The sequence below is a fragment of the Flavobacterium segetis genome (assembly GCF_900129575.1).
Classification (GTDB): domain Bacteria; phylum Bacteroidota; class Bacteroidia; order Flavobacteriales; family Flavobacteriaceae; genus Flavobacterium; species Flavobacterium segetis.
The window spans coordinates 19,952-40,379 of the sequence record NZ_FQWE01000009.1 but is presented as its reverse complement, the minus strand read 5'-3'; the positions used below and the strand labels follow the sequence as shown (position 1 = coordinate 40,379).

Here is a 20,428-nt window from a genome sequence, read left to right as displayed (position 1 = left end):
TTAAATTCGCACCGAAAGTACTATTCTTTTCTTAACTATCAAATAGGGAATAAATAATATTGATAAAAAAACAATTAATTAGATATTTTACGCTTAAATAGTAATATCCAGAAAATTTTACAAAATAATAAATTAGAGCACCCGCTCTTCTATTTCTGCAGGCTTTCTTAATTTTCCAACTGAATTTCCAACTATAGCTGCCACGGCTGAGTCACTCGTAACATTTACAACAGTTCTGCACATATCTAAAGGTCTGTCAATGGCAAATATTAAAGCTAATCCAGCTTCAGGAATTCCAGCTTGACCTAAAACAATAACAAGCATTACCATTCCGGCGCTTGGCACGGCCGCTGAACCAATTGAAGCTAAAGTCGCGGTAACTACAATCATTAATTGAGTAGTTAAATCCAAGTTAATCCCCATAGCTTGAGCAATGAATACTGCTGCAACAGCTTGGTACAAGCTGGTTCCATCCATATTTACAGTTGCTCCAAGTGGTAAAACGAAACTTGTTACTTCCTCATCAACTCCTAAATGTTCCGTAACTCGTTCTAAAGTTACAGGTAAAGTTGCCGCACTAGAACTAGTTGAAAAAGCAAGTAATTGAGCTGGAGCAATGGCTGAGAAAAAACGTCTTGGTCCAACTTTAGTAAAACTATAAAGTAGCGTAGGATAAACTACGTAGGTCATTATCATAAGTCCAATTACCACGGTCAATCCATAAATAGCTAAGGCTCCTAAAGTTGTAAAATCAGGGATTTCTACCATTAATGAAGCCATCAAAGCAAAAACTCCGATTGGAGCTGCAAGCATAATTATATCAATTATCTTGAGAATAACTTCATTTAAACCTTTAAAAAAATCAACCACAGGCTTCGATTTTTTTTCATCGATTAATATGATTCCAATACCTAACAGAATTGTAAACAAAATTACTTTTAGCATACTTGCGTTATCCGTTAATGCCTGAAAGAAATTCTCTGGTACAACATCAACTAATGGCTGCAGTGGTCCTTGATTCTTAGCCGACTCTGCCAGCTGAATTTTTGCATTAGCATCACCTGTAAAGCTTGTTAAAAGAGTATCTCTAGAAACCTCATTAATATAGCTTCCTGGTTCTATTACATTTGCTAGCACAAGACCAATAGAAACTGCAGTAACTGTCGTGAATAAATAAAGAGCTACTGTCCTTCCCCCTAGTTTGGACAACTTTGAAATGTCTTTTAAATCAGCAAGTCCAGTTATTAATGAAACCACAATTAGTGGAACGGCAATCATTTTTAAAAGGTTAATAAAAATTGTCCCAAAAGGTTTTATCCAATCAGTTACGGCACCCACCATTCCGATATTCTTCATGAATATTCCAAACAGCAGGCCGAGAATCATCCCAATCAATATTTTCCAATGTAAAGCTAATTTCATTTCAAAGTTTTATTTATCAAGTGAAAATCAGCCAATACAATAGCAGCCATTGCCTCAACGATAGGCACAGCGCGTGGAACAACACAAGGATCGTGACGACCTTTTCCAGTCATCTCAGTGATATTGCCTTTATTGTCTAGTGATTCTTGTTTTTGCATAATTGTTGCAACAGGCTTAAATGCAACACGAAAATAAATATCCATTCCGTTGCTTATTCCGCCTTGTATACCTCCTGAAAGATTAGTTTTGGTAGTTCCGTCAGTGTTATACAAATCATTGTGTTCGCTACCTTTCATTTTTGCACCACAAAAGCCGCTACCGTATTCAAAACCTTTAACAGCATTGATTGATAACATTGCCTTTCCTAGTTCAGCATGAAGTTTATCAAAAACAGGTTCACCTAATCCTACTGGTACATTTTGAATAACGCAAGTTACTGTTCCACCAACGGTATCACCTTGTTTTCTTATATCACGTATATAATCTTCCATTACAATTGCCATCTCTGGATCAGGACAACGCACTGGATTATCTTCAATTTTCGAAAAATCTAAATCTTGATATGGTTTTTCTAGAAATAATGGACCAACCGAAGAAACATAAGCATTAATTTTAATTTTAGGTAACATTTGTTTAGCAATCGCTCCAGCTACTACTCTACTTGCTGTTTCTCTAGCAGAACTTCGTCCTCCGCCTCTGTAGTCACGAATTCCGTATTTCTGTTCATATACGTAATCAGCATGACTAGGTCTAAAATTATCTTTTATATGTGAGTAATCATCTGATTTTTGATTTGTATTCGGAATTATAAAACCTATTGGCGTACCGGTCGTTTTACCTTCAAAAATTCCAGATAAAAATTGTACATCATCTGGCTCTTTCCGCTGCGTAACTATTGCAGATTGACCTGGTTTTCTGCGCGACATTTCTAATTGAATTGCCTCTAAATCTATTATTATCCCTGATGGACATCCATCTATAATTCCACCTAAAGCCTCGCCATGAGATTCTCCAAAAGTTGTGAGTCTAAATAATGTTCCGTAGCTATTTCCTGCCATTATTATTAGTTTTTACCAAAAGTACCACTTTACATCAAAGTTTAAAAGTATAAACTTTAAAGTTTTACGTAACTGCTTATAATTATATTGATTTTGACCCTTTGTAGTTCTCCTGTAGCGTCAGATAGTGGAAATTATACAAATTAAAAATTAAATTATAAAAATTTAGCTTCAAGTGAAAGACTATATTTGCATAAATAAAAACAGACTTATGAAAAAAATTATTGCATCTGCAATTATGTTGATCGGATTAACATTTGCAGCTCAAGCTCAGGACATTTCTAAAAATGCTATTGGATTACGATTTGGTGATAGTGGTGGTTTTGGTGGTGAACTTTCTTATCAAAGAGCATTGTCATCTAATAACCGACTAGAATTGGATTTAGGTTGGAGAAATAGAAGTAACTATAACAATAAAAATTACGATGACCAAGCTATAAAATTAACAGGTTTGTATCAATGGGTTTGGAATATTGATGGTGGTTTCAACTGGTACGCAGGTGTTGGTGGTGGTGTAGGAAGCTACAGTTATGATGATAATAATAATTCTTACAATGATACTTTTGCGTTCGCAGCTGGAGATATTGGAATAGAATATAATTTTGATTTTCCATTACTTGTTTCTTTAGATTTCCGACCAGAATTTGGAGGAAGCGGTTATTATAAAAATAACTACGGATCAGATGTTGCGTTATCTTTAAGATATCAGTTCTAAATTTCGCAATCATTATATAGAAAATTGGCTGTTCATTATGTGAACAGCCAATTTTTTTTATATGAATATAATTTTCTTTTTAGAATTTATTTTAACGACGCAAAAAGGAGTTGTAAGCGATTGAGTAACTATACTACCCGCCTCTGGATTAATAATTTTAACTTTTATAACAATTGTATCAACCGTTTCCTCTACATTGTCAATCCCAATACTATATCCTCCCGTAGGCTTTTCGCCCATATTTAAAATAATAAAATTAGCTTGATGAACATCAATTGGAGTAATTTTTCGTTTTAAATTTTCGTCATTAAGAAGCATTTTGATTTCATTACTTTCAGATAAAATTTCGTAAAATTGAATAGTTGCTCCGCCATACGATTGCTGATTTAATATTTCATAGAGTTTATTGCTACTCACGGTTTTTAAAGTAGTTGTGCTGCATGAAGATAAAATTCCCACTGTAAAAAGAAAAATGATTTTTTTCATTTGTGATGCGATTAATAATGTCACTCTGAATAGAAATGACTTATTTATACTTATTAATTGCTTTTTGGTACAAAGCTTCGTAAAGTGGTAAAATGTTTTTAATATCAAATTGTTTTGCAACGACTAGTGCATTTTCTTTAAATCGGAAAAGAGTTGTATCATCACCTAAAATTTTTAATGCGTTTTCAGCCATTTCTTCTACATTACCTACATCGCTTAGATATCCTGAAATTCCTTGAAAGTTAACCTCTGATAATCCGCCTGAATTACTTGAAATAACTGGAACTCCACACGCCATCGCCTCAAGAGCAGCTAACCCAAAACTTTCTGTCTCTGAGGGAAGCAAGAATAAATCAGTTAAGCATAAAATTTCGTCAATTTCATTACTATTCCCAAAAAAAATGACTTTATCTTCAATTCCTAATTCTTGACATAAATACTCTGCTTTTTCTTTTTCAGGACCATCACCCACCATCATTAATTTAGCAGGAATTTCTTTTTGAATATTATAAAAAATCTTAATAACATCAGGAATTCTTTTCACTTTCCTGAAATTACTTATATGAGTTATAATACGCTCCGTTGGTTTAGCCATAACGGAGCGCTGGCAGGGAGAATCGACCTCTTTTTCAGTTTTATTCAATTCTATAAAATTAGGAATAACCTCAATTTCATTAGTGATGTTAAATAACTTCAGTGTATCCTCTTTTAAACTTTGGGAAACCGAAGTAACAAAATCTGATTTGTTAATACTAAATGTAACTGCTGGCTTATAAAACGGATGATTACCAACAAGTGTTATATCAGTTCCGTGTAAGGTTGTAACCATAGGAATATCTATACCTTCATCTTTTAGCATTTGTTTAGCCATATAACCTGCGTAGGCATGTGGAATTGCATAATGCACATGAAGCAGTTCTATTTTATATAGCTTAACCATATCAACTAATTTACTTGATAAAGCCAGTTCATACGGTTGATAATGGAATAATGCATATTCAGGAACATTTACTTCGTGGTAATGCACGTTAGGGCTTAAAAGAGCTAATCGAACTGGTTGACTGTAGGTTATGAAGTGGATTTCATGTCCTCGACGTGCTAATTCTAGCCCTAATTCTGTAGCGACAACACCACTACCGCCAAAAGTGGGATAACAAACTATTGCAATTTTCATGTATTTAATTTAATGATAACGAAAATACTAAAATAGCAGTGAAATGCTATTCAATTTTAAGTTAAAAGTCATTTTTGTTTAAAACTTCATTCTTTGAATTCTCACAGCATTTAATATTGCCAGTAGAGCTACGCCCACATCAGCAAAAATAGCTTCCCACATTGTAGCTAAACCTCCTGCTCCAAGTGCTAAGACAAGTAATTTCACTGCAAAAGCAAGAGTAATATTTTGCCAGACTATTTGTTTTGTTTTTCTTCCAATAATTATTGCCGTTACTATTTTGCTTGGCTGATCATTTTGAATCACAATATCAGCAGTTTCAATTGTAGCATCACTGCCTAAACCGCCCATTGCAATTCCTACATCTGCGAGAGCTATAACCGGAGCATCATTGACACCATCACCCACAAATGCCACTTTATATTTTTGGTTTATTAAAGCTTCTACCTTTTCGACTTTATCTTCAGGCAATAAATCACCAAAAGCTTGATCAATATTTAAATCTTTAGCTACAGCATCAACGACAGCTTGATTATCTCCAGATAAAACTATAGTTTTAATCTTTAATTTATGTAAACTATCAATCGCATTTTTAGCATCCTCTTTTATTTGATCAGCAATAATAAAATGGCCAACATACTTTTGATTTATAGCTACTACAATAGTCGTGTAAGGAATTGCATCAAGTGTGGTATCGTATTCGATTTTATACTTAAGCATTAACTTAGGACTTCCCACCAAGATTTCTTTATTATTCACTACGCCTTTAAGTCCTAATCCAGGAATTTCATTTACATCCGATACAACAAAACTATTATTTTTAGAAGCAGCATATTCAATAATTGCTGAACCAACGGGATGTGTAGATTTAGATTCAATTGCAGCGGTGTAATTTATTAATTCCTCTTGAGTGATTCCAACGGCAACCACATGCTGAACTTTGAAAACGCCCTGAGTTAAAGTTCCCGTCTTATCCATCACCACAACTTGAATCGCAGCCATAAGATCTAAAAATGTAGAGCCTTTAAATAAAATTCCGTTTTTACTTGCTGCTCCAATTCCGCCAAAGTAACCTAGCGGGATAGAAATAACTAATGCACAAGGACAGGAAATTACAAGAAAAATAAGTGCTCGATACAGCCAGTCTTTAAATATATAATTATCTACAAATAATATTGGAACAAGACAAATCGCTAAAGCAAGATATACGACTATAGGCGTATAAATTTTGGCAAACTTCCTAATAAACAACTCTGTAGGTGCTTTTTTAGTGGTTGCCTCTTGCACCATTTCTAGAATTTTAGATAATTTACTATCCTTAAAAGCTGTAGTTACTTCGACACGGACCACAGAATTCAAATTTATCATTCCAGCAAGAATCACATCGCCTTTTAACTTAGAATCAGGTTTGCTTTCCCCAGTTAAAGCAGCTGTGTTAAAAGTAGCCTGATCTGAAACTAAAATGCCATCAAGTGCTAATTTTTCTCCTGGTTTCAATTCAATAAATTCACCTATATTAACTAATGCTGCTTTTTTTAGAATAACGGTCTGCCCTTCTATAACTGTAGCTTCATCTGGTCGTTCATCTAACAGTGATTTAATATTGGATTTTGCTTTTTTGACAGCTAATGTTTGGAAAAGCTCACCAATAGCGTAAAATAGCATTACAGTCACACCTTCAGCATATTGGCCAATACCAAAAGCGCCGAAAGTAGCAATACTCATAAGAAAGAATTCAGAAAAGAAATCGCCCTTTCTCATACTTTGTAAAGCTTCCCTAAATACTGGAAGTCCTACTGGAATGTAAGCAACTATATACCAAACAATTCTAATCCATCCATCAAACCAAGATTGAGGAAAGAAATTATCAAATGATAAAGCTGTCACTAATAAAATAGCGCTGATAATTGAAGGTAAAAATAATTGAGTCAAACTTCCAGCAAAATTGTTGTGATCGTGATTATGACCATCATTGTCGCTGTGCTCAATGTGATTAGTTGACTCTAGATCTAAGGAGCAACAGCCAGAAGACGAATCTTCATTTTTTTTATTTAACATATTATTCTTATTTGAATCGTCTTTCTCTCAATGCGAATGTGGTATATTTATTTTTTTTATTTAATGAAATCGAAATTCTGTTTGAAAAATTTACATCAATGTTCCAAGATAAAAAAAATGATTTATAAACCTGTATTCTGAATCCACTACTACTTTATAAATCGTACAATTCTGGTTCGAAATTAAACAAACAAGAAATCAAATTCATAAGTAAAATTCATAATTATATGTGTAAAATGATTTCTTAAATATATTCTAATTAATGCCAAATTATGCTCAGAAAACTTTGAAAGAAAAAATTAAATAGCATTTTTAAAAAACTATTATATCTAGAATAACATAAATATCGCCTTTTCATTTTTTAAATTTTCCTTTTGTATATCCACTTATTTACTTTGTAACTTAAATATGCTGATCCACTTCCTATAATTGCTCCTGCAATAACATCAGATGGATAATGGACCCCTAAGTGCATTCTAGAATATCCTACAGCTCCTGCCCATACAAATGATGGTACAATTACATACCATCTTGGATATTCCATACTTAAAGATGTTGCTGTTGCAAAGGCTGTAGAGGTATGGCCGGAAGGAAATGAATATCCTGTCGCTGAAGTTGCTTGATCTAAGTCAGAATATTTATTAAATGGTCGTTCTCTTTTTGCAATTTGTTTTAAAGCGGTAGTGATGAATGCTGATACTAAAAATGTTTCACCAATAAATATTGCTTGCTTTTTTACAGTGCTATCTTTTTTGATAAGTCCCACCGCGTAAATGATAACTGGAGTACCTAGACTTATTGGTACAACGCTATTTGTGACAGTTTTGAATGTGGGATCTAACGAACTATTTCTATTTAAATTAATATCTCGTAATGTATTAATATCAAAATTTTGTGAATTCGTGATAAAAGTAAAAAGCAAAAAGATAACTAAAAATATATTCCGCGTAAAATAATTTTCTTTTGAAATTTTAAATTCCATATTATTTTCTACTAATTATGGAAAATTGATTCATAAATAACTTTTTGAATGTCCTCACGAATATTTGCTTTTGACAAACGATTAGTTGTGGCTACTGGAAATGTTCTATTTGATAAAAATATGTACACTATTTGATTTTCAGGATCAGCCCAAGCCATTGTCCCAGTATATCCTGTATGACCAAAACTTGTCATTGATGCACAACCACAAGTGGGTCCTTCTTTACCTAGTTGTGGTTTATCAAAACCGGCACCTCTTCTATTTCCCTCTGCACAAAAGTAACAAGTATTAAAATCATCAAAAGTTTTTTCGCTAAAATAACGCTGGTTTCCGTAACTACCCTTTTGCAAGTAAAGCTGCATTAATTTAGCAAGATCCATTGCATTAGAAAACATTCCAGCATGTCCTGAAACTCCGCCCTCTAGTGCTGCAGATAAATCATTGACATATCCTTGCAGTAGTTGATAACGAAAATAATTATCCGTTTCTGTGGGCGGTATTCGGTTTTTATCAAATTTTGTGAGCGGATTAAAACTTGAATTATTCATCCCTAAAGATTTATAAAAATTATCTTGAATTAATACATCTAATGTTTTTCCTGTTGTTTGCTCTAAATAGTACTTTAAAATCATAAAAGTAAGATCGCTGTATTTGTATTCTTTTTTCAAAGATAATTTACTATCAACGATCAATTTCATCATAATTTCACTAAAATCATTTTTTATAAATAAACTGTCTCCCAACTGTTTTGAATAATCAGTTTCTATTTTTTTTCTAAAGTAAAGTTTCGAAGGTACCTTGGATAAACTCATCGCCTCTTTATAAAATGGTATCCCAGCAGCTAAGCCTGCATAATGAGATAATAAATCTTTTAGATTGATATTCTGCTTATTGGATCCCAAAAAGAGTGGTGCCATTTCTGCTAAAGTTGATTCTAAACTTATTTTTTTTTGATCGTATTGCAACATCACATTTGGTAAAGTAGCCATAATTTTTGTTAACGATGCAATATCATAAATATCTGAATTTTGGACTTTTATGATATTGTCATAAGTGTGATAGCCAAATGATTTCTGGTAAATAACTTTGCCTTTTCGAGCTACTAGTATTTGAATTCCTGGAGTCATTTTTGAATCAATAGCCCTATTTGCAATTAAATCTATTTTAGATAAAACCACAGCATCCATTCCCACATTTTCAGCAGATGTAAATCCTAATCGATCTAGCTTTTCTGTGGAAAGTCCGTTATTACTTTTAAAATGAGTGCTAATCGAAAATGGTAATTTTCCTTTAGATTGAATTGCTCCAAAAATTAATTCTGCAGACACAATTTGAGATACTTTTTTATTTTGATATGATACGATTAAACCTTCAATATCATCAAAACTATCCAATGCTGAAAGACAATATGGATTCGCAAAAACATTCATAATAACGTTATTATTGCGCGCTAAAAATTTTATTTTAGAAATTTGATCTATGCTTAAATTATAATTTTTCAAGCTATTATCTATTGCATGATATCCAATGATTACTGTTGAAAAACGTGCTAATTTAAATTGTAAACTATCAATATTTTTATCTTCAATAACGGTAACATCAGCATACTTTTGTAGAGTTGAAACAAAATCATCATTAATAGCATCTCCTATTTTTACGTAAGCAATTTTTTGTTGATCTAAATTTTTTACGGGTATAATCGCATTTATATTAGTCAAAACAGTAATCGAGTTTTCATAAAACTCATATTGAAAATCATCTTTTACTGAAATATTTCTGATTGCTGTACTATCAATCCCTTTAATAAATTTATGTTCCTGTGACCCAACTCTATATTTAGATTTAACTACTTTCCTTACTGTATCTTGTACAGCCAATTTAAAATATACAGGGCTATTAAAATGGACTCTATTGTCTAACTTTTTAGAAATAGATAGAAAGCTGGCTAAAATAAATTTATCCTTATTAATTTTTTTACCAGCATATGTAATGGCGGTAAAAAAAAATAAGACATAAAATAAATGTATTTTGATGTCTATTTTTTGCAAAATTTGTGTCTATTTTTAGAAGAAACGACTATGCCAACTATCCATTGCCGGAACCTCCCATGATTCATTGAATTCTTCAACATTATTTACCAAATTATTAAAAACTATTGTGTTTTCAGTAACGGCTTTATCCTTGACCATCTTTTTAAAATCTATCAATGGTTTGTGCGCAATATGTTCTCCAAGTTTGAAAGTGACATTCATTTTATCTAATAAATCAACTGAATATTTTTGCTCAAGACTTTGGATAAACTCCACTGAAGAATCGATAGAACATCCTGTAGCCGACTGAACGTCCTGATTGACAGCGATTATTATAAATCGATTGTATTTTAATAAATAGGAAGATTCTAAACTAGTGCCATGAGCGGCCCAATCTTTAAGAAAATCTTGTAAAGCATTTTCTATTTCAGAAAATTCGGCATCCGAAAATTTTCTATTCGATTGATAAATCCAAATTTTGGATTCTTCGGGCATATTTTCAAAAGGAATGTACATGATTTTTTAATTTTAAATGAAGAAAGAAAAAAAACTATAAGTCTTGAGCGTTAGCAATAAGTTCTGCAATATCCATAACTTTTACATCGCCTTCTTTTTCTTTATTTTTAATTCCGTCAGTCATCATCGTATTACAAAAAGGACAACCAGCAGCAATTATATCAGCTTTAGTTTCTAAAGCATCTTCTGTTCGTTCAATATTAATCTCTTTATTTCCTGGCTCAGCATCTTTGAACATCTGAGCACCGCCAGCACCACAACAAAGTCCATTGGCTTTAGAACGTTTCATTTCAACTAATTCAGCATCTAATTTGCGAATCAAATCTCTAGGAGCTTCATAAATATTATTAGCTCTACCTAAGTAGCAAGGATCGTGAAAAGTAATCCTTTTCCCTTTAAACTGTCCACCTTCAATCGTTAATCTCCCATCGTCTAGTAATGATTTTAGAAATTCAGTGTGATGAACCACTTCATATTTCCCACCTAATTCTGGATACTCATTCTTAAGTGTGTTAAAACAATGAGGGCAAGCGGTAACAATTTTCTTTGCTTCGTATGCATTTAAAACCTCTATATTCATCATCGCTTGCATTTGGAATAAAAATTCGTTTCCAGCTCTTTTGGCTGGATCTCCCGTGCAACTTTCCTCAGTTCCTAATACGGCAAACGAAACATTTGACCTATTTAGTATTTTTACAAATGCTTTTGTGATTTTTTTTGCTCTATCATCAAAACTCCCAGCGCAACCTACCCAAAATAAAACTTCTGGTTGTTTCCCTTGAGCTAACATTTCGGCCATTGTTGGCACTATTAAATTCTCTGACATACTTTCTATTTTTTTTTAAAAGGCTACGAAACCAATTTAAATAAGTCTAATTTTCGTTTTTCCAGTTCAATCGATCTTGCTGATTGTATTGCCACGGCGCACCATTGTTTTCAATGTTGGTCATCATAGCATTAACAGGCATTGGAGCTGCACTTTGTTCCATTACTAAATAACGACGCATATCCATGATAATAGATAATGGACTTATATTTACGGGACATTCTTCAACACAAGCATTACATGAGGTACAAGCCCAAAGTTCTTCAGGTGTGATGTAATCGTTGAGTAGTGACTTGTTATCTGGGACAAAAACTCCTTTGTTAGCATCAATATTTCTACCTACTTCTTCCATTCTATCCCTAGTATCCATCATAATTTTACGAGGAGATAGCTTTTTACCAGTAATATTTGCAGGACAAGCCGAAGTACATCTGCCACATTCAGTGCACGTATAAGCATTTAGCAATTGAACCCAATTTAGGTCTTGGATATCGCTTGCGCCAAATTTACTCACTGTAGCATTCTCATCTACAGGTGCTGCCGCAAAAGGATCGACATTTGGATCCATCATTAACTTTACCTCTTTAGTAACTGATTCTAAATTATCGAATTGCCCCTGTGGGTGAAGATTTGCAAAATAAGTATTTGGAAACGCAAGAAGAATATGTAGGTGTTTCGAAAAATACAAGTAATTCATAAAAATTAAGATTCCGGCAATATGGAACCACCAGAAAACCTCATATAAAACCATCACTAATTCATTAGATAAGCCATTAAAAATAGGCTCTATGAATTGACTAATAGGAAAAACACCTACTGGAATGTAATGAGAAAAACCACCTGGAACATTTTGTAAATGCAAATCCGAGGCATTCATCAATAGAAATAGTGTCATAATAACTACCTCAAAATAAAGTATGTAATTACCATCATTTTTAGGCCAACCTTTTAAATCTGAACTTACGAATCGTTTTAATTTTATCACATTTCGTCTGGACCAGAAAGCAAAAACAGCTATCAATACTAAACCAGCTAAGATTTCAAATGAAGCAATTAATACATCATAAGTCGTTCCTAAAAACGCAAAAATTCTATGTGTTCCAAAAAGTCCATCAATAATGATTTCTAAAAGTTCGATATTGATAATTATAAATCCTACGTAAACAATTATGTGAAGAATTCCAGCAATAGGTTTTTTGACCATTTTTGATTGCCCAAGAGCAATCATAGCCATATTAGTCCATCGTGCTTTTGGGTTATCATAACGATCTACTTCAATTCCGAGTTTAATGTTTCTGCGAATTTTTCGAACACTATTATAAAAATAGCCAAAACCAAAAAACAAAAGAATGGCAAACAAAATATTATCTAAATAGTTCATAGTGGCTAATTATTAATAGTAGAAGTAGAATCAGTTTTAGGACCAATGTAAGGTTTGTTTTTCTTTCCAAATACTGAAATATTTATATATCGAGTAGGATAAAGTCTAATATCCTGGAGTAACAACTCTAACTCTTTCGTAGATGTTTTAATGTTTTGATAAAAGGCATCATCATTTAATAATTTACCCATTGACCCTTTTCCAGCTTCCAAACCTGACATAATTCCGTCCACTTTAGCTAAGGTCTTATTAAGATTTCTGACTGTTTTACCAATATCAGCTTTATTTATTGAATCTGAAATTTTAGAAAAATTAGTACTTATTTTATTAAAATTTGTTACCACGCCTTTGATTTGTGATTTATTGTCATCTAGCAAATTATTAACACTTATGGACGCTTTATGAAATTGCTCAATGGTTCTACTTAATTCGGCTAAAGTTAGTTTTAAATCTTTTTGACCTTGTTGATCTAAAACATTATTAACACCTGAAATTAACTTTTCAGTGCTGCTTAAAACTTTTTCTAATTTTTCTTGTAAGGGTGCGAGTTGATCACCCACTTTATCAGTAAGTCCTAATTTTACTCCTGCAGTAAATTTTTGTCCATCAACTGCTAAAGTTTTATCGCTGAAATTAGGTACAATCGCAATTTGTTTTCCGCCTATAAAACCCGGTTCGTAAAGCGAAGCTACACTAGAAGCAGAAATTGGAAAATCTGTCTTTAATTGTAATTCAACTAATAATGTTCCAGTTTCATAATTGATATTGATGCTACTCACTTTACCTACTACTAAACCATTTAAGGTAACTGGGGCTGAAGTTGTTAAACCTTCAACACTTTTATATTCCACATAATAGGTTTTGTAATTGATGAATAAGTCTCTTCCTTTTAAAAAACTATAGCCCCAGATAAATAATAATATAGAAGATATTACTAATATGGCTGTTTTAATTTCTCTTGATATTTTCAATGTTTATGTTATTTTTTACAAATTTAATATAAAATATTTGACTTGTTGTAATTATTTCAGTGCTTCTTCCACGCTTACGTTCTTTCCATTTTTGAAAGCGATTATGTACGCTGAAGTGTAACCTTTTGATTTCACTTCTTTTAAATCATTTTTAGCTTCTTCGTAATCTAAAGATTCACCGTACGAATACTTAAAAAATTTATTATTATTTGTTCGCATAGAAACTTTATTTAAACCTTTAAAATTAGATGCTTTTAATGGGATGTTAGAATTTCCGGCTGCAAACTGTACTTTATAAACAACGTTGTAATCTTTATCCTTACTAATTTTACTCTCTGAAAAACGATTGGAAGTAATGCTTTTTGAACTATCTTTTTCATCTTCATCTAAGCTTTCACTAGATTTATCTTTGCTATTAATTTTAGTAGATCCAGAATCAAAATACTCTCTTTTATAATTTAAGATAGCACTTGCAATTGCCTCTGCCATCTTTTCTTGTCCTACATCAGAATTCAGAAAACTTCCTTCTTTACTATTAGATAAAAATCCCAACTCAATTAGAACACTCGGCATATATGCTGCATCCAAAACCCATAAAGGAGACTGCTTTATGCCTCTCGACTTTCTTTTAACTTTATTCTTAAAATTACTTTCTATTTTTGAAGCAAGTTGAATACTTCTGTCTAGATAATCCTCTTGCATCATTTTTAAACCTATTAAAGTCTCAGGATTTTTTGGATCAAAACCTTTGTAAGTCTGTTTGTAATTTTTCTCTAAAAGTATCACTGAATTTTCCTGTTTCGCAATCTCTAAATTACCTTTAGTTCTGGAAAGTCCCATCACAAAAGTTTCGGTTCCATACGGTAAAGGATTAGCAACTGAATTACAATGAATTGAGATGAATAAATTAGCATGAATATTATTTGCCTTTTTTGGGCGATCAACTAATTCGATAAATACATCTGTTTTTCGAGTATGAATAATTTGAATATCTTTCTCTTTCCTTAGATATTTTTCTAATTTGAGAGCTGTTTTAAGAGCAATTTCCTTTTCTACAAATCCATTATAGGAATTCCCAGGATCTTTGCCACCGTGGCCAGCATCCAAAATAACAATAAACTTATTAGATTGAGAATAATTTAGCGAAGTAAGAAGTAGAAACAGAAAAACTTTTAGGATTGTAAACTTGTTTATGAAGTGCAAAATAGTTGGGATTTTATGTAATTATGATAAATGACGCAAATTACTTAATAGCGTCTTGAATATTAATCTTTTCTCCATCCTTGAATGCAATCAAATATGCTGTATTATAACCTTTTGAAATTGCCTCTTGTAGATGTCTCTTTGCATCATCATAATTAGCTGTCTCGCCATATGTGTATTTATAAAAATTATTTTCATAAACTACCGACACATTTTGTAGACCTTTAAAATTTTGAGGTATTAGTGCTATACTTTTTTGAGTTGCTAATAATTGCACTTTAAAAATTGATACACCAGTCAACATAAGTTTTTTAATTTCTGTTTGCTCTGCAACTTTAGCTGGTGTATTTGTTTTTGCGATTATTACAGTTTCAGTAACTACAATTTCCTGCATTTTCTGCGAAGGAAGTTCCTCATTTACCTCTAATTCTCCACCACCAAAATATTCTTTCTTGTACCGAATTATTGCACCTGATATCGCTTTAGCAATTTCATTTTGACCCTCTTCAGAATTCAATAAATTTCCTTCAATAGTATTTGAAATAAAACCTGTTTCAATTAATACTCTAGGCATATATGCTTTATGGAGTACCATAAAAGGCGCTTGTTTTACCCCACCACCTCGAACTTTTTTTCCTAGATCAGCAAATGAATCTTCAATTTTACTAGCCAATGCAATACTATTATCGAGATACTCCTCCTGCATTAAAGTCATTCCAATCATTGTTTCAGGAGAATTTGGATCAAAACCTTCGTACTTTTGCTTGTAGTCTTTCTCTAATGTTATTACCTCATTCTCTTTTTTGGCCGCTTCTAAATTTGATGCAATTTTACTTAAACCCATAACATAAGTCTCTGTTCCATCGGCTGCTGTATTTCTATTAGCGTTGCAATGTATCGAAACAAAAATATTTGCATTAAATCTATTTGCAATGTTTGCTCTTTCAATCAAATCAATAAAAACATCTGTTTTTCTGGTGTAATTAACTTGCATTTGCGGTGTCGCCTCTAATATTTTACCTACTTTAAGAACTATAGCTAGGGCAATATTTTTTTCGATTCTTCCTTCATAAACAGCTCCAAAATCATGAGCACCATGACCAGCATCTAAAGTCACTTTAAAACCATTTGTTTGGCTTTGAGAAAGGGTAGAAAGGAGCATTAAAATAAGGACTGGTATAATTCTAACCTGATATATTTTGTGCATAAAGTGATACGTTAATTTAATTAAAAGGACTACATCTATAAGAATATTTATTTGCCTATTTTTGACAAAAAATAATATGTAAATTTGATGTGTCAAAAAACAGGCCATCATTTTACAAAAATAGCATTAAAACCTTTGTATACAAACTTATTTAATATCGTTTTACTATCAATTTTCCTCTCTTTAGGTTCTGGCAAATCATACTCACAAGATATAATTAAAAAAAAGTCAGTTATACCAACTACTAATCAAATAGATAGCGGTAAAAAAGATAGTACCTTGAAAACTCCTATCACTGTTAATCAAATTAAAGAAAACGATAGTATAAAAATTGATAGTATTGTACCAAAGAAACAATTTTTAGATGGAAAAGTAAAATACAAAGCTGACAAATATGCTAAGATTGATCAAAAGAAAAAATTAATCACATTATACGATAAAGCTGAACTCTATTATCAGGAAATTGAATTGAAAGCAGGAATTATAGTGTTAGATTATGAAAAGAATGAAGTGTATGCGGGACGAATAAAAGATTCTACAGGAAAGTTTACACAGTTTCCAAATTTTAAACAAGGAGCGAATGTCGTTGAACCAGATTCTATTCGATTTAATTTTAAAACTAAAAAAGCATTAATCTATAATTCACGATCAGAACAGGGCGAATTCAAAATTAAAGCAGCCGTCACTAAAAAAGAAAATGATTCTGTTTATTTTTTAAAACGTGCCATCTTTACTACTTCGAAAGACGTTGATAATCCAGAATATTATTTTCAAACTAGTAAAGTAAAGTTCATTCCCGGTAAAAAAGTAGTTACAGGTTTTACTAATATGGTAATTGCTAATGTTCCCACTCCTATAGCTTTGCCTTTTGCTTTTTTCCCAATGGGCAAAGAGACTAGTATATCTGGAATAATTTTACCAAGTTATAATGATTCAAACAACCGTGGTTTCTCGTTACAAAATCTAGGTTACTATTTTGCACTAAGCGATAAATATGATTTAACCGTTCTAGGAGATTATTACACGAATGGAAGCTACGGTCTGCGATTTGAATCTAGCTATGCTCAAAGATATAGTTATCGCGGAAACATAAATGTGAGATTTGAAAATTTAATAAATAGCGAAAGAGGTTATCCAGATTATTCAAAACAAAATATTTATAATATTCAATGGTCGCATTCTAAAGATGCACAAGCGAGTCCTAATTCTAGCTTCTCAGCGTCAGTTAACCTTGGTAGTAGTAAATATTTTAAGCAATCGATAAACCAATTAAACATTGGTTCCAACTTAAATAATACCTTGAGTTCTTCTATTTCATACGCAAAAACTTTTACAACCGTTCCACAAGTTCGAATGTCACTAACAGCAACACATTCTCAGAATACGCAAACAGAAGAAATCAATATGACATTGCCAACCTTACAGTTAAGTGTTGATAGAATTTATCCATTTGTTGGTAAAGATGGTGTAAGAAAAGGATTTTTTAAAAATATCAATTTACAATATAATTTAAATGGTCGTAACAGTATTGTAACTACTGATTCGCTGTTTTTCAAACCTCAAATGTTTCGAGATGCAAAAGTAGGTTTTCAGCACAGTATTCCTTTAAGTACAAATTTTAAACTATTCAAATACTTTAGTGCCTCAACATCTATGAACTATGAAGAGATTTGGTACACTAAAACTATTGCACGAAATTATGATGAAGATCAAAGCAAAGTTATAGATAAAGTAGTTAATGGTTTTGACGCTTTTAGAACTTATTCTTTCTCTTCTAGTATGGGAACCACTATTTACGGAACTTTTAATTTTGGTAAAGACAAAAAAATCAAATCGATTAGGCATGTCATGAGACCATCTGTATCTTACGGGTACACACCAAGCTTTGAAAGATATTATGACACCTATGCATCTGACGCTAGTGGAACAATGAATAAGCAATATACACGATTTGAAAATGGTGTTTTTGGTTCACCAGGATTAAACAATTCTAATAATTTAGGATTTGATTTGAGTAATACTTTTGAGGCAAAGGTCACAGATAAAGACAGTACGAAAGTAGAACCTAAAAAAATAATGCTACTGAACAACTTAAACCTTTCAACTAGTTATGATTTGAATGCGGATGGAATTACTACTCTTGCTTTCTCGCCAGTGCGCGTAAGCGGCGGTACGCAATTATTAAACAATAAAATGAATGTCAACTTTGGAGCCACATTAGACCCCTACGCTATTGATAATTCAGGAAAACGGGTTAATGTATTTAATATCGATAACGGAGGAAGTCTATTTAGGATGACGAGTTCTAATATGACATTAAATTATTCTGTTTCTAGTAAAGAAAAAGACGATTCAAAAAAGGATAAAAATGTTCAGAGTCAGCGAAATGGGGGTCGTGAAGATGATTTATTTGGTACTAACGTCGATTTAGGAGATAGTAGAAGAAGTTTATTTAAGGAAGATGAAGCCGAAGGAGAAGATAAAATTTCGGAATTTTTTAATTCGAAATTACCGTGGGATATCACATTTGCATATTCACTAACTTATGGAAATAACAATCGAGAAAATAAAATTATAGGTAATTCGATCATGATTTCTGCTAATGCCGATATAACTCCAAAATGGAAAGCAGGTGTTTCAACGGGTTATGATTTTGTTCAAAAAGGGGTTACATTCACACAACTTCGATTTGAAAGAGACTTGTTGAGTTGGAGAATGGATTTCAATTGGTCTCCTTTTGGTGTCAATGCAAATTGGGGATTCTTTATTGGAATAAAATCTGGTGTTCTAAGTGATATAAAATGGGATAAAAGAAGCGTAATCAATCGATAGTTCTATTTTATTTCATCCATCAAGAAGCACATATAAATCATAGCAAAATAATCGAGACTTTACTTCAATTATATAACAATTAATTCTATTTTTTATTAAATCGAAATTCAAAATAAACACAAAATTCAGATGAAAAAGATAATTTTTACAGAAAACGCTCCTGCACCAATTGGTCCATATAGTCAAGCCGTTCAAACTGGCAGTACTTTATATACTTCTGGTCAAATTGCAATAAACCCAAAAACTAACGAACTTGTAAATGCTACAATAGAATTAGAAACAGAGCAAGTCATGCAGAATATGAAAGCGGTATTAGATGCTGCGGGGATGACTTTTGACAATGTAGTAAAAGCTACTATATTTATAATGGACATGAAAGACTTTGGTAAAATAAATACTATTTACAGTTCTTATTTTAATGAAAAAACCGCTCCAGCACGTGAAACGGTTCAAGTGGCATGCCTGCCAAAAAATGTAAATGTAGAGATATCTATGATTGCTGTTTTATAATTATCAACCTAGAGATTAAGATTGTCTAACAGCAATGTAAATCCTTAGTATTTAAAATTTTAAATTTAGTTATAAATTATAAGTGATTCACAGATAATATTTTATGGACCAAACGAATAAAATATAAAAAAATCTAATTATTAGCTACATGATACGCTATTAGTCCGTCAATAGGTCTTCTTAGAACATTACCAAGTTTTAATTCGTATTTAAGAAATGTCTCTTCTAACTCCTCCTTTAAATAGAAGGCAATTGAGCCTACAAAATGAACAGGAACCTCTTTGCAGTTATCATATTGCTTAATATAATTTTTTACAAATGATTTCATTCCTTTATAAATAATTTTTTGACAAAATTCTGTGTCCTTGTGTTGTATAAGAAATTTTGCAAAAGTAGCTAAGTACGCATTTGGATTTGGTTCCTTATATAACTTGCTTTTAATTGCATCCGGATCAAGATCATATTCTTTTTCGAATAGATCAGCTAAATCTTTGGGCATTTTATTAAAGTAATATTTTCTTATCAATTCTTTTCCAAAAACATTTCCGCTACAATCATCCATAACAATATATCCAAGTGATTGCACCTTTTGGTGTAGTTCTTTACCGTCAAAGTAACTACAATTAGATCCTGTTCCTAATATGGATACAATAGCTTTTTCACCTTTTGGAGTCGTAGCATAAACTGCTGCAAAAGTATCTTCTTGTACAGAAATAATTGCGTTAGAAAAGTATTTTTGAAATATTTGCGACAATTCAATTTTCATACGATCCGTACCACAACCTGCTCCGTAAAAGAATAAGTGCGTTGCTTCTTTTTTATTTTGCAAAATATCAAAGCGATCATTTAAACGCTCAACAATTTCATTGCCATCAAGCACTTCTGGATTAAGTCCTAAAGTTTGAGTCGTAAATAATACTTTTCCTTCTCCATTTATTGCAATCCAATCGGCTTTGGTTGAGCCGCTATCAACTATTAATCTCATTTTTTCTGATTTTTTTTGGTAGAAACATTGTAATTTAAAAACTAGGACAAAAACAAAATCCCGCTACTTCAA

General features: G+C 32.1%; 17 protein-coding genes. 3 read left to right on the top strand and 14 right to left on the bottom strand.

The window, feature by feature from the left end:
- Nucleotides 1-132: 132 nt before the first annotated feature.
- Nucleotides 133-1,422, bottom strand: a complete 1,290-nt coding sequence (locus tag BUA99_RS12470; RefSeq protein ID WP_072992861.1) for a dicarboxylate/amino acid:cation symporter — start codon at nt 1,420-1,422, stop codon at nt 133-135.
- Nucleotides 1,419-2,480 (bottom strand): chorismate synthase, encoded by a 1,062-nt coding sequence (gene aroC, locus BUA99_RS12465; protein ID WP_072992858.1) that lies wholly within the window; start codon nt 2,478-2,480, stop codon nt 1,419-1,421. Before aroC ends, BUA99_RS12470 begins: the two co-directional genes overlap by 4 nt.
- A 211-nt stretch (nt 2,481-2,691) precedes the next feature.
- Between aroC and BUA99_RS12460 the strand changes: the two genes are divergently transcribed.
- On the top strand, nt 2,692-3,195 hold the full coding sequence (locus tag BUA99_RS12460) for a hypothetical protein (RefSeq protein ID WP_072992855.1): 504 nt from the start codon (nt 2,692-2,694) through the stop codon (nt 3,193-3,195).
- A 57-nt stretch (nt 3,196-3,252) separates the two neighbouring features.
- Here the strand turns inward: BUA99_RS12460 and BUA99_RS12455 are convergent, their stop codons facing one another.
- The 11 genes from BUA99_RS12455 to BUA99_RS12405 all read right to left on the bottom strand — a co-directional run bounded on the left by BUA99_RS12455 (nt 3,253) and on the right by BUA99_RS12405 (nt 16,029).
- Nucleotides 3,253-3,681, bottom strand: a complete 429-nt coding sequence (locus BUA99_RS12455; protein WP_072992852.1) for a protease complex subunit PrcB family protein — start codon at nt 3,679-3,681, stop codon at nt 3,253-3,255.
- Nucleotides 3,682-3,721: 40 nt separating this feature from the next.
- A complete protein-coding gene (gene bshA / locus BUA99_RS12450) occupies nt 3,722-4,855 on the bottom strand; it encodes an N-acetyl-alpha-D-glucosaminyl L-malate synthase BshA (protein ID WP_072992850.1) in 1,134 nt (377 codons plus the stop codon).
- A gap of 78 nt (nt 4,856-4,933) precedes the next feature.
- Entirely contained in the window at nt 4,934-6,913 is a 1,980-nt protein-coding gene (locus tag BUA99_RS12445) for a heavy metal translocating P-type ATPase (RefSeq protein ID WP_084673548.1), read from the bottom strand.
- Nucleotides 6,914-7,274: 361 nt separating this feature from the next.
- Nucleotides 7,275-7,895 carry a phosphatase PAP2 family protein gene (locus BUA99_RS12440; protein WP_072992848.1) on the bottom strand — a complete coding sequence of 207 codons (621 nt, stop codon included), beginning with the start codon at nt 7,893-7,895 and terminating at the stop codon, nt 7,275-7,277.
- A gap of 11 nt (nt 7,896-7,906) precedes the next feature.
- The gene (locus BUA99_RS12435; protein ID WP_072992846.1) at nt 7,907-9,943 is read right to left on the bottom strand and encodes a serine hydrolase domain-containing protein; all 2,037 of its coding nucleotides are present in this window, start codon (nt 9,941-9,943) and stop codon (nt 7,907-7,909) included.
- A gap of 15 nt (nt 9,944-9,958) precedes the next feature.
- Nucleotides 9,959-10,441 (bottom strand): ABC transporter ATPase, encoded by a 483-nt coding sequence (locus BUA99_RS12430; RefSeq protein WP_072992844.1) that lies wholly within the window; start codon nt 10,439-10,441, stop codon nt 9,959-9,961.
- Nucleotides 10,442-10,475: 34 nt separating this feature from the next.
- Nucleotides 10,476-11,267: a (Fe-S)-binding protein gene (locus tag BUA99_RS12425; protein ID WP_072992842.1), complete on the bottom strand. Its 792-nt coding sequence runs from the start codon at nt 11,265-11,267 to the stop codon at nt 10,476-10,478.
- Nucleotides 11,268-11,313: 46 nt separating this feature from the next.
- Entirely contained in the window at nt 11,314-12,648 is a 1,335-nt protein-coding gene (locus BUA99_RS12420; protein ID WP_072992840.1) for a 4Fe-4S dicluster domain-containing protein, read from the bottom strand.
- 5 nt (nt 12,649-12,653) lie between these two features.
- A complete protein-coding gene (locus tag BUA99_RS12415) occupies nt 12,654-13,619 on the bottom strand; it encodes an MlaD family protein (protein WP_072992839.1) in 966 nt (321 codons plus the stop codon).
- A 51-nt stretch (nt 13,620-13,670) separates the two neighbouring features.
- Nucleotides 13,671-14,822, bottom strand: a complete 1,152-nt coding sequence (locus tag BUA99_RS12410) for an N-acetylmuramoyl-L-alanine amidase family protein (RefSeq protein ID WP_072992837.1) — start codon at nt 14,820-14,822, stop codon at nt 13,671-13,673.
- A 40-nt stretch (nt 14,823-14,862) separates the two neighbouring features.
- Complete coding sequence (locus BUA99_RS12405) at nt 14,863-16,029, bottom strand: N-acetylmuramoyl-L-alanine amidase family protein (protein WP_072993035.1); 1,167 nt, start codon at nt 16,027-16,029, stop codon at nt 14,863-14,865.
- An 87-nt stretch (nt 16,030-16,116) separates the two neighbouring features.
- On the opposite strand from BUA99_RS12405, the gene BUA99_RS12400 reads away from it, so the two are divergent.
- Nucleotides 16,117-18,861 carry a putative LPS assembly protein LptD gene (locus BUA99_RS12400; RefSeq protein ID WP_072992835.1) on the top strand — a complete coding sequence of 915 codons (2,745 nt, stop codon included), beginning with the start codon at nt 16,117-16,119 and terminating at the stop codon, nt 18,859-18,861.
- A 129-nt stretch (nt 18,862-18,990) separates the two neighbouring features.
- The gene (locus BUA99_RS12395; RefSeq protein WP_072992832.1) at nt 18,991-19,371 is read left to right on the top strand and encodes a RidA family protein; all 381 of its coding nucleotides are present in this window, start codon (nt 18,991-18,993) and stop codon (nt 19,369-19,371) included.
- A 133-nt stretch (nt 19,372-19,504) separates the two neighbouring features.
- Here the strand turns inward: BUA99_RS12395 and BUA99_RS12390 are convergent, their stop codons facing one another.
- Nucleotides 19,505-20,356, bottom strand: coding sequence for an N-acetylglucosamine kinase (locus BUA99_RS12390; protein WP_072992829.1), 852 nt, complete (start codon nt 20,354-20,356; stop codon nt 19,505-19,507).
- Between the last annotated feature and the right edge of the window lie 72 nt (nt 20,357-20,428).

Bases quoted from the DNA above. Each gene is read 5' to 3' on its own strand.
- BUA99_RS12470 (WP_072992861.1), bottom strand. From the start codon at position 1,422: ATGAAATTAGCTTTACATTGGAAAATATTGATTGGGATGATTCTCGGC.
- aroC (WP_072992858.1), bottom strand. From the start codon at position 2,480: ATGGCAGGAAATAGCTACGGAACATTATTTAGACTCACAACTTTTGGA.
- BUA99_RS12460 (WP_072992855.1), top strand. From the start codon at position 2,692: ATGAAAAAAATTATTGCATCTGCAATTATGTTGATCGGATTAACATTT.
- BUA99_RS12455 (WP_072992852.1), bottom strand. From the start codon at position 3,681: ATGAAAAAAATCATTTTTCTTTTTACAGTGGGAATTTTATCTTCATGC.
- bshA (WP_072992850.1), bottom strand. From the start codon at position 4,855: ATGAAAATTGCAATAGTTTGTTATCCCACTTTTGGCGGTAGTGGTGTT.
- BUA99_RS12445 (WP_084673548.1), bottom strand. From the start codon at position 6,913: ATGTTAAATAAAAAAAATGAAGATTCGTCTTCTGGCTGTTGCTCCTTA.
- BUA99_RS12440 (WP_072992848.1), bottom strand. From the start codon at position 7,895: ATGGAATTTAAAATTTCAAAAGAAAATTATTTTACGCGGAATATATTT.
- BUA99_RS12430 (WP_072992844.1), bottom strand. From the start codon at position 10,441: ATGTACATTCCTTTTGAAAATATGCCCGAAGAATCCAAAATTTGGATT.
- BUA99_RS12425 (WP_072992842.1), bottom strand. From the start codon at position 11,267: ATGTCAGAGAATTTAATAGTGCCAACAATGGCCGAAATGTTAGCTCAA.
- BUA99_RS12420 (WP_072992840.1), bottom strand. From the start codon at position 12,648: ATGAACTATTTAGATAATATTTTGTTTGCCATTCTTTTGTTTTTTGGT.
- BUA99_RS12405 (WP_072993035.1), bottom strand. From the start codon at position 16,029: ATGCACAAAATATATCAGGTTAGAATTATACCAGTCCTTATTTTAATG.
- BUA99_RS12400 (WP_072992835.1), top strand. From the start codon at position 16,117: ATGTGTCAAAAAACAGGCCATCATTTTACAAAAATAGCATTAAAACCT.
- BUA99_RS12395 (WP_072992832.1), top strand. From the start codon at position 18,991: ATGAAAAAGATAATTTTTACAGAAAACGCTCCTGCACCAATTGGTCCA.
- BUA99_RS12390 (WP_072992829.1), bottom strand. From the start codon at position 20,356: ATGAGATTAATAGTTGATAGCGGCTCAACCAAAGCCGATTGGATTGCA.